General features: G+C 68.3%; 14 protein-coding genes. 5 read left to right on the plus strand and 9 right to left on the minus strand.

The window, feature by feature from the left end:
- The first annotated feature begins 6 nt into the window (after positions 1–6).
- Entirely contained in the window at positions 7–2,538 is a 2,532-nt protein-coding gene (locus tag DX914_RS20010) for a vWA domain-containing protein (RefSeq protein WP_158549233.1), read from the plus strand.
- Positions 2,539–2,746: 208 nt separating this feature from the next.
- On the opposite strand, the gene DX914_RS09530 is transcribed toward DX914_RS20010, so the two are convergent.
- The 3 genes from DX914_RS09530 to DX914_RS09540 form a co-directional block, all read right to left on the minus strand.
- Positions 2,747–3,202, minus strand: a complete 456-nt coding sequence (locus DX914_RS09530) for a hypothetical protein (RefSeq protein WP_115858741.1) — start codon at positions 3,200–3,202, stop codon at positions 2,747–2,749.
- A gap of 114 nt (positions 3,203–3,316) precedes the next feature.
- Positions 3,317–3,676 carry a hypothetical protein gene (locus DX914_RS09535; protein ID WP_115858742.1) on the minus strand — a complete coding sequence of 120 codons (360 nt, stop codon included), beginning with the start codon at positions 3,674–3,676 and terminating at the stop codon, positions 3,317–3,319.
- Positions 3,677–3,734: 58 nt separating this feature from the next.
- Positions 3,735–4,124, minus strand: coding sequence for a DUF1801 domain-containing protein (locus tag DX914_RS09540; RefSeq protein WP_115858743.1), 390 nt, complete (start codon positions 4,122–4,124; stop codon positions 3,735–3,737).
- A 186-nt stretch (positions 4,125–4,310) separates the two neighbouring features.
- Between DX914_RS09540 and DX914_RS09545 the strand changes: the two genes are divergently transcribed.
- Positions 4,311–5,606 (plus strand): PQQ-dependent sugar dehydrogenase, encoded by a 1,296-nt coding sequence (locus tag DX914_RS09545; protein ID WP_115858744.1) that lies wholly within the window; start codon positions 4,311–4,313, stop codon positions 5,604–5,606.
- A gap of 157 nt (positions 5,607–5,763) precedes the next feature.
- On the opposite strand, the gene DX914_RS09550 is transcribed toward DX914_RS09545, so the two are convergent.
- Positions 5,764–6,798, minus strand: a complete 1,035-nt coding sequence (locus tag DX914_RS09550) for an NADP-dependent oxidoreductase (protein ID WP_115859208.1) — start codon at positions 6,796–6,798, stop codon at positions 5,764–5,766.
- A gap of 286 nt (positions 6,799–7,084) precedes the next feature.
- On the opposite strand from DX914_RS09550, the gene DX914_RS09555 reads away from it, so the two are divergent.
- Positions 7,085–7,705, plus strand: a complete 621-nt coding sequence (locus tag DX914_RS09555) for a hypothetical protein (protein WP_115858745.1) — start codon at positions 7,085–7,087, stop codon at positions 7,703–7,705.
- Positions 7,706–7,714: 9 nt separating this feature from the next.
- Positions 7,715–9,292 carry a hypothetical protein gene (locus DX914_RS09560; protein ID WP_147300641.1) on the plus strand — a complete coding sequence of 526 codons (1,578 nt, stop codon included), beginning with the start codon at positions 7,715–7,717 and terminating at the stop codon, positions 9,290–9,292.
- A 35-nt stretch (positions 9,293–9,327) separates the two neighbouring features.
- On the opposite strand, the gene DX914_RS09565 is transcribed toward DX914_RS09560, so the two are convergent.
- The 3 genes from DX914_RS09565 to DX914_RS09575 all read right to left on the minus strand — a co-directional run bounded on the left by DX914_RS09565 (position 9,328) and on the right by DX914_RS09575 (position 11,536).
- Positions 9,328–9,798, minus strand: coding sequence for a hypothetical protein (locus DX914_RS09565; RefSeq protein WP_115858747.1), 471 nt, complete (start codon positions 9,796–9,798; stop codon positions 9,328–9,330).
- Between the two features lie 198 nt (positions 9,799–9,996).
- On the minus strand, positions 9,997–10,467 hold the full coding sequence (locus DX914_RS09570) for a hypothetical protein (protein ID WP_115858748.1): 471 nt from the start codon (positions 10,465–10,467) through the stop codon (positions 9,997–9,999).
- Between the two features lie 784 nt (positions 10,468–11,251).
- Positions 11,252–11,536, minus strand: a complete 285-nt coding sequence (locus DX914_RS09575) for an XAC0095 family protein (protein WP_115858749.1) — start codon at positions 11,534–11,536, stop codon at positions 11,252–11,254.
- 404 nt (positions 11,537–11,940) lie between these two features.
- On the opposite strand from DX914_RS09575, the gene DX914_RS09580 reads away from it, so the two are divergent.
- The gene (locus DX914_RS09580) at positions 11,941–12,111 is read left to right on the plus strand and encodes a YegP family protein (protein ID WP_115858750.1); all 171 of its coding nucleotides are present in this window, start codon (positions 11,941–11,943) and stop codon (positions 12,109–12,111) included.
- Here the strand turns inward: DX914_RS09580 and DX914_RS20015 are convergent.
- Positions 12,101–12,349: a hypothetical protein gene (locus tag DX914_RS20015; RefSeq protein ID WP_147300642.1), complete on the minus strand. Its 249-nt coding sequence runs from the start codon at positions 12,347–12,349 to the stop codon at positions 12,101–12,103. The genes DX914_RS09580 and DX914_RS20015 overlap by 11 nt on opposite strands.
- A 176-nt stretch (positions 12,350–12,525) precedes the next feature.
- Complete coding sequence (locus DX914_RS09585) at positions 12,526–16,206, minus strand: OmpA family protein (protein WP_196778857.1); 3,681 nt, start codon at positions 16,204–16,206, stop codon at positions 12,526–12,528.
- Positions 16,207–16,212 lie beyond the last annotated feature (6 nt).

The raw sequence follows: 16,212 nt of genomic DNA on the forward strand, positions 1-16,212 counted from the left end.
CTCCTCATGAAACCCAAACTTCCGCTGTGGCGAATCGGGGCGATGCTGCTCGCCCTGTTCGTCGCCACCGACGCCCTGGCGGCGACGGGCACGCCCAACGTCACCTCCGCCAGCACGTCGGAGCCCAAGCTCAACGGCACCGGCGACGCCTGGCAGCCCTTCAGCAACGCGCTGGGCTTCCCCAATTCCAGCAAGTCGATCAAGGTCTTCTACCTGGCCGACGACCTGGCCGTGTACCCGCTCAACGGCGCCGGCGCCACCGTGCAGCTGCGCGCCAAGAGCGGCGGGCCGATGATCAACTGCACGTTCAACGCCGGCGTGCCGGTGCTCAGCGGCACCAACGGCGGCACCTGCACCTTCCGCATGATCAACACCGCCGGCCAGATCGACACCCTGGAGGTGTTCCATCTGGGCCTGCTGTCGGGCGACATCCGTCTGACCGCGACCGGCATCGGCGCCAGCGGCGGCAACACCGTCGACAACTACGACAGCGACACGGTGCTGCCCGGCACGCCGCCGGCGCCCGCCGCCGGCCCGCCGCTGTCGCGCCTGCCCGCGCGCCTGGTGCTGGTGTTCGACAAGTCCGGCTCCATGGCCTGGTCGTCCAAGCTCGACGGCGATGCGACCTGCGGCGCGCTGTACTCGCCCAACCCCGACTGCAAGCGCTGGACCGTGCTGCGCCGCGCGACGGCGCAGATGATCTCGGTGGCCAAGGCCTATCAGCTGCCGGCCGACAAGCTGGGCGTGGTGTTCTTCGATAACGACGCCACCAACACCGGCGGTCTGGCGGCGATGACCAGCGTCAATCTGGATGCGGTGCTCACCGAGATCGACAAGCCGGCGCACCAGCCCGGCGGCGGCACCTCGATCGGCGACGGCATCGCCAACCTCAATGCGGACCTGGTCGGCGGCGACAACGCCAACTTCAACAACACCATGCTGCTGTTCACCGACGGCGCGCAGAACACCAGCAAGTTCCTGGTCTGGGATGGCCTGGACCTGCGCGTGAACGCCAACAACAGCCCGATCGGCGGCGACGCGGTGCGCCCCGCCGGCAAGCAGCTGAGCCTGTGCCCGTTCCGCCTGCGCCTGGACGATCCCAGCGATCCGGATTCCAGCTCGCTGCTGCAGAACGTCGCCAACTACAGCGGCTGCGGCGCGCTCAACATCGAAACCACGCTGGACAATCCGCCCGCCGGCGCGATCCAGTATTTCCTGCAGGTGCTGGCCGACACCCTGATCGGCGACAAGCTGGAACTGATCCAGGCCGCCAAGGGCGAGCAGTCTTCCGCCACCACCGGCCCCGTGTCGCCGATCGACATGACGTTCAAGACCAGCAAGAAGGATCTGGCCTTCACCATCCTGCTGGGCTGGGACAAGGCCTTCCAGGCCGACGGCCGTCCGAACATCGTCCTGCACAAGGACGGCGTCGATTTCGACCCGTTCAACAACCCGCGCTTCAGCGTCAGCGGCAACCAGGAACACGTGGCCCTGACCCTGCGCGCGCCGTTCTGCGACAAGGCCGGCAAGTGCGTGTCCACCGACGGCGACTGGAAGATGCAGGTCACCCGCACCGTGCCGCGCGGCAACGGTCACTGGAACCTGTTCGTGATGGCGGACAACGCCAGCATCGTCTCCAGCTACGACGTCAGCCAGGCCAAGGCCGGCATCGGCGAGCCGCTGCAGCTCAAGGCCACCCTGACCGAAGGCGGCAAGCCGCTGGCCGGCCTGCCGGCCGGCACCGTGCGCGCCTTCATCTCCGGCCCCTCGCAGAGCCTGGGCAACATCCTGTCCGACGGCAAGGCCAAGGCCGGCGAAGCGCCGCAGGGCGACGCGCTGAGCGCGGCCGGCCTGAAGGTGCAGGCCATGCTCAAGGACCCGGCGCAGCGCGACAAGATCCTGGCCGCGCTCGAACTGGGCGCCGAGAAAGGCATCGAACTGAAGGAAACCAGCCCGGGCGTGTACACCGCCGAATACCCGGCCACCCTGGCCGAGGGCGTGTATCAGGTCACCTACCGCATCGACAGCACCAGCCCCGACAACGGCGGCTTCGCCCGCATCTACACCACCGACCACTACGTGCAGGTGGCGCCGGATGCGGCCGCCACGGCCAAGACCATCACCCACGGCCCGGCCGCCAGTTGCCCCGGCAGCTTCCGCGGCGGTTGCGTGCAGATCACCCTGACCCCGGTGGACACCCAGGGCAACCGCGTGGGCCCCGGCAAGGGCCCGAGCTTCCAGCTGGTGCAGCCGTTCGAAGGCGGCATCGTCGGCGAGGTCAAGGACAACCTCAACGGCAGCTACACCGTGGTGGTCGGCTACAACAAGAAGGGTCTGCCGCCGCCGGTGCTGCGCATCGACGGCCAGACCCTGACCCTGCCCGACGCGGTCGGTACCGGCGGCAAGGGCGGCGGCACGATCATCGGCGGCGACAACGGCGGCAACGGCGGCGACAAGCCGGTGTGGATGCAGTGGTGGGTGTGGCTGATCGCCCTGCTGGTCCTGCTGGTGCTGATCCTGCTGATGCGACGCAAGTAAGTCGCGCTGCATGCAATGACGAAAACGCCGCGAGCGATCGCGGCGTTTTCTTTTGCGCCGGGGCTCGCAGCGGCCCTCACCCCAACCCCTCTCCCGTAAACGGGAGAGGGGCTCGAAGCCGCAACCTTGGATCCGTTCTCTCTCCCGTTTACGGGAGAGGGTTAGGGTGAGGGGGTGAGCGCGAAGCGCGAATGCACTTGATCTCAGATCACCTCACCGGCGGCGGCAACATCGTCTCCCCGCACACGCAGCGCCCGTTCCACAACAGCATCTCGAACCCCGGCGCGCATTTCAGAAAATGCTTGCAGGTCTCGATCCCGCCCAGGCTGTCCAGCGGTCCGGTGCTGCGGTCCGGATCGGGCAGACCCCGTCCAGGCGCAGGCTCGGGCGTGCTCAGATCGCGGCACCCGCAGTCCGGCCACTCGCCCACGCCGATCTGGCTGCCGTCGGCGCAGCCGAAGTTGGCCTCGCACGTCAGCGGCACGCGCGGCGGTGCGATCTTCTCGCAGCCGCAGTTCGGCGGCTCGCCGACCGCTACCGTGCCCTCGGCGCAATCCACCAGCGCCGCGCAGCTGTCCTGCGCGCGGGCAGCGAACACCGTAGCGAGCAAGGCGACGGCCAGCGCGATCGCAGGGCGCAGGCGCGTCCGAGTCGTGGTCCTCATGCCTAACCTCCTGTTGGGCATCGCGCGCGCATTCGACGCGGCACTAGGCAAGCACAGCCGCTGGCCGCCCGGCGCGCCGCTCGTCGGCGAAGAGGTACAGCGGACCGCAGCGCCTCAGCGGTTGCGACGAACCTCCAGCCACACCAGCAGCAGCGGCGTGCCGAACACCACCAGCACCAGCGCCGCATAAATCGTAGCCGCGACGATCTGGCCCTGTGCCGCCGCCAACACGGCCGGCAGCAGCGCCAGCAACACACCCAGCGGCTGGCGCCGGGTCAGCAGATAAGCGCCCAGCGCCGCCAGCAGCCACAGCGCCGATTGCAGCATGGTCCGGGTGGACGACACCGGCGCGCCCTGCACGCCGTCCGGGCCCGGGCCGATGAACAGCAGGGCGACCACGCCGAGCACGGCGACGGTCATCAGCATCCAGGCGCACAGGTCGGACAGGCCGAAGAGGAACTTGGTCAGGCGCATGAAGGCTTTCTCGGGACTCGGTCGTTGCGGCAGCGGCGCAGTGTAATCCGCGTGCGCCTCAATCGCTGCGGCTGGCCGGATGGCCCACGCTGCGGTTCAGTTCCACCGCCTGCCTGACCAGCCGCCGCACGATCGTGGCCGACGGCGGCTGCATGCCCTCGCGCAGGTCGGCCGTGGCCAGCTCGTACTTGCCGCCCGGCTTCAACCGCGGCTCGATGTCCTGCAGGCGCTTGCCGCGCCAGAACCCGAACAGCACGCGCTGCGCCTCGGCGCGGATCAACAACACCGGCCCGTTGCTGAAGTAGACCAGGTGGCCCCACTTCACCACCTCCTCCAGCGGCGCGGCCTTGCGCACCTGCTCGCGCAGGTGCTCGACGCAATCGCGGCGCCAGCCGTCCAGCGCGGCCACGTAAGCATCGGGATGAGCGGCCGGGACGGTCTTTTGCATGGTCTTATCCTTTGGGAGCCCTGCGAACGCCGCCCGCAACTTAACGCGGGACCGGGCGCGAGGAAAGCCGTTCGTCACCGGCCGCGGGCGCATCGGTCCGTCGCCCGCCGGAACCGCCGCCGCCGTCACGTCTATTTAGCCGCCGCTGCGCTACAACCGCGCCTAGTTCGCGACGGAGTGCCCCCCATGGTCCGTTACCCGACCGCCTTGTCCGCGCTGGCGCTGCTGCTGGCCGCCTGCAATCCGATCAGCGCCGAACTCGCGCCCGAGCGCAAGGACGATCCCGACGCGCCGGCGCGCTTCGTCGCCGTCTACGGCAACCCGCCCGCGCAGACGCCGGCCGCAACGAACCCGCAAGCGCCCGCCGCCGATCCGCAACCGCTGGCCGATACGCCGCCACAAACCGGCGGGCCCAACCAGGCCGCGGTCGAGCCCAACCCGCCGTTCCTGGCCAGCGAGTTCGCCCGCTTCAACGAACCTTGGGCGATGACCTTCCTGCCCGACGGCCGCCTGCTGGTCACCGAGAAAAACAGGCGCCTGCGCCTGTTCGATACGAACTCGCGCCAGACCAGCGAGATCACCGGCCTGCCCGGCGTGGCCTACGGCGGCCAGGGCGGCATGGGCGACGTGGTGCTGCACCCGCAGTTCGCCAGCAACCGCTACGTCTACTTCAGCTACGCCGAAGGCGGCGCCAACAACGTGCGCGGCGCGGTGGTCGCGCGCGCGGTGCTGAACCTCAACGCCGACGGCAACGGCGGCCATCTGTCGGGCATGCAGGTGCTGTGGCGGCAGACGCCCAAGGTCACCGGCGAAGGCCACTACAGCCACCGCATCGCCTTCGGCGGCGACGGCAAGCTGTGGATCACCTCCGGCGACCGGCAGAAGTTCGATCCCGCCCAGGACCTGTCGCAGAACCTGGGCAAGGTGATCCGGCTCAACGACGACGGCAGCGTGCCGGCCGACAATCCCTTCGCCAGCAGCGGCGGCGTGGCCGCGCAGGTCTGGACCCTGGGCCACCGCAACCTGCTCGGCATCGCCTTCGACAATGCCGGCCGTTTGTGGACGCACGAGATGGGCCCGCAGGGCGGCGACGAACTCAACCTGATCGAACGCGGCACCAACTACGGCTGGCCCATCGTCTCCAACGGCGACCACTACGGCGGCGCGCCCATCCCCGACCACCCCACCCGCCCGGAATTCAACGCGCCGGAAACCTGGTGGACGCCGGTGATCGCCCCGGCCGGCTTCGTGATCTACAACGGCGACCTGTTCCCTTCGTTCCGCGGCCACGGCTTCATCGGCGGCCTGGCCTCGATGGCGCTGGTGCGCATCCGCTTCGACGGCACCAGCGCGGTGGAGCATGCGCGCTATCCGATGGGCGCACGCATCCGCGAGATCGAACAGGGGCCCGACGGTGCTCTGTGGGTGCTGGAAGACAGCACCAATGCGCGGCTGTTGAAGCTGACGCCGCGGCCGTATTGACAGCGGCCCTCACCCCAACCCCTCTCCCGTGAACGGAAGAGGGGCTAAACGCAGCAAAACGGTGTTTCTGCTCCCCTCTCCCGCTTGCGGGAGAGCGGCTAGGGTGAGGGGATGAGCGCGCAGCGCGAATGCTCGTAGCTTTCGAGCCCTACAAACATCACTCCTCCCCGACCCGCACCACCACCTTGCCGAAATTGCGCCCCTGCAACAGGCCGATGAACGCCTCCGGCGCGCGCTCCAGACCTTCCACCCGATCCTCGCGCAGCTTGATCTTTCCCTGCGCCACCCAAGCCTGCATGTCGCGCTGGAACTCCTCGTAGCGCGTGCCGTAGTGGTCCAGGATCACGAAGCCCTGCATCAGGATGCGCTTCTGCACCATCGCCGTGGTCAGCAGCGGCAGGCGGTTCGGACCGGCCGGTACGTCCTGGTCGTTGTAGTGCGCGATCACGCCGCACACCGGCACGCGCGCGCCGATGTTGAGCCGCGGCAGCACCGCGTCGAACACCTCGCCGCCCACGTTCTCGAAGTACACGTCGATGCCGTCCGGACAGGCCGCGGCCAGGCGCTGCGCGAACGGCGGATCGTGCCGGTCCAGGCAGTCGTCGAAGCCCAGCTCCTCGCGCGCATAACGCACCTTGTCCGCGCCGCCGACGATGCCGACCACGCGCGCGCCGCGCAGCTTGGCGATCTGCCCGACCATGGACCCCACCGCGCCCGTGGCCGCCGCCACCACCACCGTTTCGCCGGACTGCGGCCGGCCGATGTCGAGCAAGCCCACGTAGGCGGTGAAGGCCGGCATGCCCAGCCCGCCCAGGGCCAGCGAGGGCTGCGCCATGTCGCCCAGCGGCGCCAGGCCTTCGCCGTCGGACAGCGCGTAGTCCTGCCAGCCCGCACCGGACAGCACCACCTCGCCGGCGCGGAACTGCGGATGGCGCGACTCGACCACGCGGCTGACCGTGCCGCCGGCCATCGGCTGGCCCAAGGCCACCGCGGGCGCATAGGTCGGACCGATCTCGTTCATCAGCTGGCGCATGTACGGGTCCAGCGACAGGTACAGCGTGCGCAGCAGCACCTGGCCTTCGCCGGGCGTGGGCACTTCGCCTTGTTCGATGCGGAAGTTCTGCGGCGTAGGCAGGCCCTGCGGCCGCGCGGCCAGGACCACGCGGCGGTTGACGGTATCGCTCTGCGACATGAGTTGCTCCGGTGTGGGGTACGGCCGCAGCGACGCGCCGATGCGGCGACGGGCGGTGCGGCCGGTGGGCATACGCTAGTGACCGCCGCGGCCGCGATCCAGGCGCATGGGATCAACACATCGTTGCCCGGATGCAGCGGCCGATACGGCGGCGCAGCATCGTGTATAACCGCAGCACAGGGGAAATCGAAACGCGCTGTCCCGGGATCGGGATTTCGTTGTCCATTTCCTGCGAACACCGTTGTCCACGGAACGGAACCCCGACCCACCACTCTCGGGAGCAGCGATGTCCAGCGAATCCATTGCCGCCAATGCCGTCGGTTTTCTGCGCGCGCACGACCGCCACGAACTCGAACGCATGCGCGGCGCCTACACCGGCACGGCCGAGCGCGCCTTGCTCGACGAGGAACTGGCACCGGTCTCGCCGCTGCTCAAGGCCCAACTCGAAATCACCGTCGCCGCGCTCAACGCCTTTCTGGCCACGTGGAACGAGCGCTCGGCCGCCTTGCGCGCGCGCCTGGAGCGCGCGGGCCGCTGGTCGTTCTGGGGCGCGGTGATCGCCACCTTGGGCAGCGGCTCGGCGCTGAGCCTGATGCTGGGCAAAGCCTCCGGCCTGGCGGTACCGCTGGCCGCGGCGGTCGGACTGGCCGGCGGCCTGATCGGCCTGATCGAGAAGTTCCTGCGCCGCGACCTGTACGGCGGCGACAACGCGCTCACCGACCGCATGCGCGACCTGTCCGCCGGCGCCGCGACCGCATCGGCTTACATTCGACAGTTCATGCCGCACCTGCAATCCGACGATGCCGGCGAGGATCCGGAGGCGTTGAAGGACGCGCTGCGCCGCGCCAACGAGCACATCGGCCAGATGCAGGCCCTGCTCGACGCCCTGCCCAGCCTGAGCCGCTGAGGCGCCGGCATGCGCCGCGCTGCCTGCGCCGTCGCGTTGGCGCTGCTGCTGGCGCCGTTGGCGGTGGGCGCGCAGAAGTACCGCCCTTCGCCGCACGCATCACGGCCGCCAATCCACACCGATGTTGTGCGCGAACCGCTCCGCGATCCGCATGCGGAGGCCGTAACCGGCACTGCGGCCCCCGCAACGTCCCGCTTGCGGTATATCGAGGATCTGCTGTCCTATCAGCACACCTTGGAAAGGCTGTCCGCGCAGGGCCTCAAGCCCAGCAACGCGTCTCATCAGCCTTCCGTGCAACGCCTGGCCACGCATTACGCCCAAGCCAAACGCAGCGACCGAGTCGAAGCGTTAGCGGACGATCTGGCCTGGCTCAGCATGCGCGCCACTGGCCAGCGCCAGATCGATGGCGAACTGCGCGCCCACAGCCAGGCCGTGGCCCGGCGCCTGTTCGGCCAGCCGTGGCGCCTGGACCAGGTCAAGGTGCTGGCCACCGGCCTGTCCGCTCCCACGGTAGCCAGCATCCGCCGATCGAGCCGGACAGATGCCAGGACCGACGCCGATCTGCTGGCGATAGAACGGGCACTGGGAGACGGCGCCCAGCAAGGCACCGCCTCTTGGAACCTCGCCCTGGAGCGAGCGCTCAGCCCGTTTCGCGGGCAGCTGTTGATCCTGGTCGCGCACCATCAAGCCGGCACCGGCGAGCACAACAGCCACGTCTCCATAGGCAGCGAAAACGGCCGCACCGTGCAAGTACCGGTCGACTTGCTGATGAAAGCCGCCAAGGCCAGCTCCGTGCATGTGTTCCTGCTCGGCTGCGCGACCGCGGCGTCCAGCCCGTTGGGCACCCACCGCCCGATCAAGGCCGAGCAGGCCGAAGCCGGCATCGCCGCGCTGTTCGCTCGCGACATCGCCACCTATGGCGACATCTACCAGCGCCTGTCGGGCGACCGCATCACCCTGATCTTCGATATCACCCTGGCCATGCAGGGGCTGTTCCCGGTGCTGCCGCCGAACGCAACCAGGCCCGCCGACGAATGGCGCATTCCGCTACCGCACTGGAACATCGCGCCGGCCGGCATCGCCAGCAGTCGCGATCAGGACTGCATGCGCGACCTGGACTGCGCGCCCGCCGGCTACGGCGACAGGCCGCTGATCATGGCGGACTTTCCAATGACCGCTCAGGACAGGCAGGCCACGAGCGATCCCGTCGACGACTCCGGCCCCTCGTTCTGGGACACGCTCGGGCCCTTCCTGCTCTTGCTGCCGCCGGGCTTGGCGATGCTGATCCTGTTCGAGCGCATCCATCAGGAATCCAAGAAGCCCCAGGAGCTCAACGAGAACGGCGAGGACACCCTCACCAGCAGCTTGCGCTGGTTCAAAGCGATCTGCGTGGCCACCGTGACCTACGTGGCCGCCCTGGGCGTATTCCTGTTGTATCGGGCTGTCACCGACATCAACGTCGACAGCCTGCTCGGCGCGCTGCTGGCGGCCTGGCTCACCTGGTGGTTCGCCAGGAATCTCTCGGCAGGGGTGCGCTCGTCCGAGCAGGCCATACGCAAACGGGCGCCGCGCGGATTCCTGCCCTGAATTCCGCCTCGAGCGCGAAGGCTCGCCTGCCAGGGCTACTTCACCGGAATAACGACGGAACAAGCATTGGTGACGCCACGCCGATCCAACAGCAGCACCTCCAGCTGCGCGCTGTTCGCGTCGTCTGCGTAGCTCATGCCCGTCAGGTACACCTGCGAGCGGTAACGCCGCACCGCGATATGCGGAAACGCACGCTCCTCGTTCCGGCCGCTGGCGGAGAAGACCACCTGGGCCTCGGCCAAGTCGGCGGGAAAGCGGCTGGGCGAATCGCTGCGCCACAGCACGATGCGGTCGCTGATGCCGTCGCCGTCCAGATCGACGTTGGGCACCTGCACGCTGCCTTCGCGGCTGGAATCCGGGAACTCCTCCAAGCGCTCGCCCAGGCGGCCCGCCTCGGCCGGTTTGGCGCGCAAGGCCGCGCACAGCGCCGGTTCGGCGGCCATGGCCGCGCCGGTCGCGAACCAGAGACCCAGGCCGAGAACGGCGAAGTAGGTGTCGCGGCGCATACGGTTCCATCCTGGAGGACCGACGGGTGTCGCCAGCATAGATCACGGCGCGCGCCGGGACGAAGGCTTTGATTTCGACGGTGGTCAGGTCCATGCGTGGCGTTCCAGTCGAAGCTTGTGTCGCAAGGGTAGGTTCGCGGTCGCAGCTTGCGCAGCTCCTACAGGGAGCGGGCGAAGCTTGGGCCTGGCTGGGTGGATCTACTGGCAGGGATCGAGGGCTTTCATCATGGCCTTCTGGATCAGCGGGTCGCCCGAGCCGCCGACCTCCTGCAGCTTGATGTAGGACGGCATGCTGACGATGACACGGATGCGCTCCAGTTCCTCCCGATCGAACTCGCCATGGGACGCGCCGTCGGTCCGCGAATACAGGATGTTGTCGTCGGTCCAGCGTGCGCCCAACGGGGTGCTGAAGAACGCGTCCAGCACGACCAGGTCGGCGGCGGGCACGACCCGGGCGATGATGGCCTGGTAGGCCTCGCTGTAGGCGTAGTTGCTGATCTGGTCGAGGCAGCCCTTCATGGCCGGGTGGCTCTGCGCCAGCCCATGCTTCATGCCCGCGATGCTGAGCCGGGAGAACTCGTCGGCGGTGGGGTGCCGGACCTCTTGAGCCTGTGCGGCGGAACCGAGCGCCAGCGCAAGCGCGGCGGCGATGCATGGCGCTTTGAACATGGAACCCCCTGTGGGTGTACGGCGGTCGGCCGCGAAATGGTCTGACCGGCCCCCAACCTTGTCAATGAAGCACCACAACGGCCATCCCGCCATAGCTGCGCCGGCCTGCGCGCAAGGGTCCGCAACACGCGCAAGCCTCCAATTGCGGGGCGCAAGCCGCCCTGGCTCAATCGCAAGGCAAAAAGGCGGGCCGGCCCGGGTGCGGACCTTGCGCGCAAGCCGTGGAGGCTTGCGCGTGCGCACCGTCGGGCTCGGCGCGCAACGCTTGAAGGCTCGTGCGCAAGGCAAATCGGTTCACGCCCGCCCGCCGCGGCTTGCCCGCAAGGCTCGGCAGCTCGCGAGCGCAAGCCTCGGAACGTCGCGCGCAAGGCTCGGCGCTCTGCGAGCCGCGGTTGACGCCTTGCGGCCGAGTTGCGCGACCTCGCGGGCCGGGCGAGCGGCTCGACGCTCCAGGCCATGACGTTCGCGCTTGCGGCTCCCCCCATCGCGCCCGCGTCAAACATCCCCGCGCACGGCCCTACCCCACCCGCTCCCCGGTTTCCCAGCGCCCGCGCCAGAGCACAAAGAGCGGCCCGAGCCCGCAACCGCCTTGGGGTAGGAGCGGCGTAAGCCGCGACCCGCGCAGGCGCCCCTAGCAGCGCAATCGCGGCTCACGCCGCAAAGGCCACCCACCTCCCGGGCAGGAGCGGCGCAAGCCGCGACCCGCGCAGACGGCCGCAGTGGCGCGGTCGCGGCTTACGCCGCTCCTACCCCAAAGCCCGTGCGGCGCGGGGGCGCAACCGCGCTAGTGCAGCCGCTTGCCCGCCCCAAGGCACCACTGGTCGCAGGCCGCCGGCAACCACTCGCAGGCGTCCATCACCGGGTCCAGCTGCCGGGCCATCGCGGTGAAGATCTGGTGCAGGTTCTGATGATGGCGCGTGTTGCGGTACCCGATCTGCGCCAGCACCTCCGGCTGCAGCGTGCGGACGATGCCCTGCAGTTCCTGGTGGAACCGGTACAGCTGGTGAAAGGCGTCTTCGGGGATCACCACGCCCGAGCGTGGCGCGGTCGGTGGGGTCTTGCGGGCCATACGCAGCACTCCTTCCCTTGAGCGGAATCCCCGCATTGCACGCAGCAGCACAAGCGGGATGTCGGGAGGTTCTAACCGCACACAGCCGGCGGGCTTATTTCCCTTTCGGGTGTTGTATTCACCGCCCTCCCGACGCAGAGCGCTAGCGTCGGCCATGCCCAAAGCAACGGACATGAAAAACCCGCCAAAACTCGGTGGCGGGTACCGCTGTGTGAGGAGTTAGAAGCTCCTTGGGCAGGAACTTTGCTACTCGCAACAGCGGCGCGTCAATCAGAAAAATCCTACACATATTAACGCACGCGGAGCATGCACCAAAGTGTGCCTCCGCAGGAACTAAACAACAAAAGCGCCTTGTGCTGAAGTACTCCCGCGCCGATCCGGCGCATGGACAAGGACTCCCCACCATGTACTTCAAGCTCTACAAGGACAGCCAGGGCGACTGGCGCTGGACGCTCTACGCCGCCAACCACCGGAAGATCGCCGACTCGGCGGAGGGCTACAACAAGAAGTCGGATTGCGAGGACGGCATCGCCCTCGTCAAGTCGGTGATGGCATCGACACCGGTCAAGGACTAATCACGTGTGGCGCGGAACTGAATTTTCCGCGCCACCACTCGACCAAGACTGTGAACTCTGCTTGGCCGAACGCCACGAACCGGGCAACAACATCGAGGACGTAGTCGCCGTCCGCGCCAGCCAACTTCTCTAGATGGGTCGACTTGTATTCGACCAAGCCACCTGCAGCCGCATCCAGGATTGCCTTTACTGCAACCTCGAATTCAGCCGGGCTGATATCGATACTTTCTTCATTCATAGCCCCTCCTTAGCCGAAGCAAACAAGCACCGCCAGGGCTAGCATATGTCGCATTGCATCGCCCGATCTTGGCTGTGCGTATCGCCTCCTGCGTCACCAGCCTAGCCTCTACCGCTCCTGCAAAAAAAAGACGCCGCGAGATCGCGGCGTCTTTGCATTCCAGCCAAGCAAATCGATCAGTAGTAGCCGGCCAGATTCAAGAACCAACCCTTATTGTCGTACTTCAAATCGGTCAGATCGTCGCTGAAGTCGGTGAAGTTGTAGCCCACGCCGACCTTGAAGTTGTCGCCCAGCTGGCGGTCCAGGCCGATCAGCCAGCCCTTGCGGTCGCCGCCGTCCTTGACGCTGAGCCAGCGGTACTCGGCCAGGCCTTCCCACTTGCCGATCAGGTGGTAGCGCAGCTGGCCGGCGACCAGGTCGGCGCGGCTGTCCAGCCAGGCGCCTTCGCCGCGGCCGATGCGGTAGTCGCCCCAACGGCTGGCGAGCTTGCCGCCCAGCTCCCACTTGTCGTCCAGGCGGTACACGCCTTCGAACGAGAGCACGCGCGAGCGCTGGTCGTAGGTGGCGCCGCCGTCCTGGCCGAGGGTGGCCAGGTCGTACAGGTAGGTGTACTTGCCGAACAGGCCCCAGCGGGTGTTGTCGTGCGGGCGGTAGGCGAAGCCCAGGTTGGCCTCGGCCAGTTTGGCGCCTTCGGCCGGGTTCAGGTCGTCCTGGGTGTCGGCGTAGTTGGCGCGCAGGGCCAGGCGCAGGTCTTCGTTGACCTTGTAGAACAGGCGGTTGGTGGTCACCCACTGCTCGCGCTGCTCGGCGCCGGTGTCCTTGCGGTACTCCAGCTTGCTCGCCCACTGCGCGCGCTCGTCGGTGCGGCCGCCGCTCACGCTGTAGGCGCGGCGGTCGACGCGGCCGGTGGCGGCGTCGAGTTCGCCGTCCATGACGGTGAAGCCCACGTTCCAGCCTTCGGCGGGATAGAAATCCATGCCGAAGGTGTGGACGATGCCCTGGCTGTTGTCGGTGGGGTCCTTCAGGTACTGGCTTTCGTTGAACACGTTGACCTGGTTGGTCAGACGCCAACGCTGGCCCAGGGTCCAACCGTTCTGCAGGTCGCTGTTGAACAACGGGTCCGGCTGGGTGCGGTCGGTGCTGTAGCTGTAGGCGCCGTAGATCGTGTGGTCGGGCTTGAGGCGGTACTCGGCCTCGACCCGGCCGCCGTGGCCGCGGCTGCCGCCGCTGACTTCGGCGCCCACGCTGGAGCGATCGCCGAACAGGTACTTGGCGCCCAGGGTCAGCAGGTTGTTGCGCTCGTAGGCGCCGCCGTCGTCGTCGGCCGTGATCTGGCCCACGCCGTACAGCTCCAGCGAGGAGCCGATGCGATGGCGGTAGCTCAGCGCCGCCAGCAGGGCGTCGGTGTTGCCGCTCAGGCGCTCCTCGCGCACGCGGCGCAGCTCGGCGCCCAGGCGGGCGTCGTTGGTGATGCGCCAGTCGGCGGTGAGCTGGCTCTGCTCCAGCGCGTCGCTGCCGCGTTCGGCGCGCGAGTACTTGCCGTACAGGCTGAAGGTCTCGCTGAAGTAGCCCAGGAACTCGGCGCCGTATTCCTCGATGCCCAGACCGGTGTCGAAACGCGAGACCGAGAAGCCGGCATCGACGTCGCGCCACCAGGCGCCCACGCTCCAGTCCTGCTGGGTCCAGCCCAGTTCCTTGAAGTTGGCGCGCGCTTCCACCGCGCGCGCGTCGCCGCGACGCGCGCCGGAAACCGGGTTGCGCTGGATGAAGCTCAGGCCGCCGTTGTCGGAATAGAAGATCGGCGCGACGGTGGATTCGCTGCGGGTCTGTTCCAGCTTCAGGTAGGTGCCGCGACCGGCCTGCAAGCTCAGGTCCACGCCCTTGAGGCTGTAGTCGTCGCCGCGGCGATTCTCGTCGACGTAGGTGCCGCCGATGGCCACGTGCTCGCCCAGCCACTGCTTGCCGCGGAAGCCGGCGCTGACGTCGTCGCTGTCGAAGCCCAGCGGCACGTATTCGTAGTCGACCAGCAGCAGCTGGGTGTAGCCGTCCAGCGGCGCGTCGCGGGTCAGGGTGCGCACGTTCTCGCGCGTGACCTGGGCCAGCGGACGGGTCAGGATCAGCCGGCCCTGCAGTTCGTCGATCTCGTAATCGGCGCCGCGCTGCAGGTCCACCCGGCTTTCGGTGCGGCCGGTGGTGCGGTCGCGGATCTCTAGGGTGACCTTGTCCGAGCCCGGCAGCACGTCGGTGTGCTTGAGGTAGTACAGGCTGCCGCCGGTGCCGAGGAATTCGGTGTGGCCGAACGCGCTCTGCGCCTCGGAGCCGAACGCGCGCACTTCGGTCTTGGGATCGCCGAGCCGGGTGGTGCTGCGCGAGCGCCAGGACAGCGCCGCGCCGTACAGCGAGCGGTCGTACTGGCCGTACTCGGTGCCGGTGATGCCGGTGTCGAAGTTGCCCCACAGCGCCTGGTTCTGGTCCCAGTCCACGCGCACGTACAAACGGCCCTGGGTGTCGACGTCGCGGTAGGTATTGGAGTCGTCGCCATAGACCGGGTAGTACAGATCCGGGTCCAGGCGGCGGAACACGTCCTGGGCGTCTGCATCGAGGAAGCCGTTGAACAGCTCCTTGATCTCGCGCTCGCGGGTGTCGGCCTGGGCGGTGATCAGGTACTTGCCCTTGACCTTGCCCTTCAAATAGAACGCCAGGCGGCCTTCGCTGATGAAGTCCTTGTCGTAGCGCTCGTCGCCGGCCAGCGGTTCGATGTTGCCGCTGACGTTGTTCTCCGACACGGTGACGTCGGCCAGGGCGACCAGGAACGCGTACTTGCCGGTCACGTCCACGTCCAGCTGGTGCTGCAGCGGCGCGCCGCCGCGCGGCTGGATCGCCACGTCGTAGCTGTGGCGGCCGACCGGCTCCAGGAACTCGGCGACGAACTTGCGTTCCAGGTCGACCGGGAAGGTCTCGCCGTTGATGGTCAGCTGGGTCTCGCGCGGAATGTCGCGGCCATAGATGCGCACGCGCGAGCCGTAGATCGGGATGTTCTGGATGCGCAGCGAGCTGCGGCCGTAGATCGAGTTCTCGATGTCCTGGGCCTGGGCGTCGTCGCCGCTGTCCAGCGCCTTGCCCAGCGAACGCTGGGTGTCGTCGCGCAGCACTTGCAGGCCGCGCTCGTAGTCCTCCGGGCGCACCAGCTGCACGCGCTGGCCGACGGTCTCGTCGAAGGTGCCGTCCTTGCCGTAGGCGCGGGCGACGTAGATCAGCTCGTCGCCCGGCTGCAGGTTCAGGCCGGCCGGCAGCGTGCCGTCCCATTCCTGTTCGGACACGTTGGCCACCGGCAGGTCGATGCTGGCCAGCGGCGTGACCAGATCCGCGTCGGTGCCGCGGTAGACGGTGACGGTGAGCTTGTCGATGAACGAGGCGTAGTTGGTGTAGCCGTGGAAACGCAGCGGCTTGGCGATGCGCCCGTTCTCGAACGGCACCGTGGAGCCGCCCTGCACGTTGAGGATGGGCTGGCCCAGGGTGGGGTCTTCGGTCGCCCAGATCACCCCGCCGTTGGGCAGGTCGATCGCGAAGCGGCCCGAGATGCGGGCGCTGCCGGAGCGCACGTCCTCGCGCACCACGTCGACGCGGCGGTTGCGCTGCAGCGCGTCGGCATCGTCGCCGGCGGCCACCGGCCGTTCCTCGCCGCGGGTGCGGACGCGGAACAGCAGGCCCTCGTCGCTGCGGCAGGCATCGCCGTCGCAGCGGGCGCGTTCGCCCTCGCCCGCCTGGGCGGCGTCCTGGGCGAGCGCGGGGCCGACGGCGCCGGCCGAGAGCAGGCCGATCAGGGTCATGTCCAGAAGCTTCATCTTCATCTTCATGGCCAT

It is taken from the genome of Lysobacter silvisoli (genome assembly GCF_003382365.1).
GTDB classification, from domain to species: Bacteria; Pseudomonadota; Gammaproteobacteria; order Xanthomonadales; family Xanthomonadaceae; genus Lysobacter; species Lysobacter silvisoli.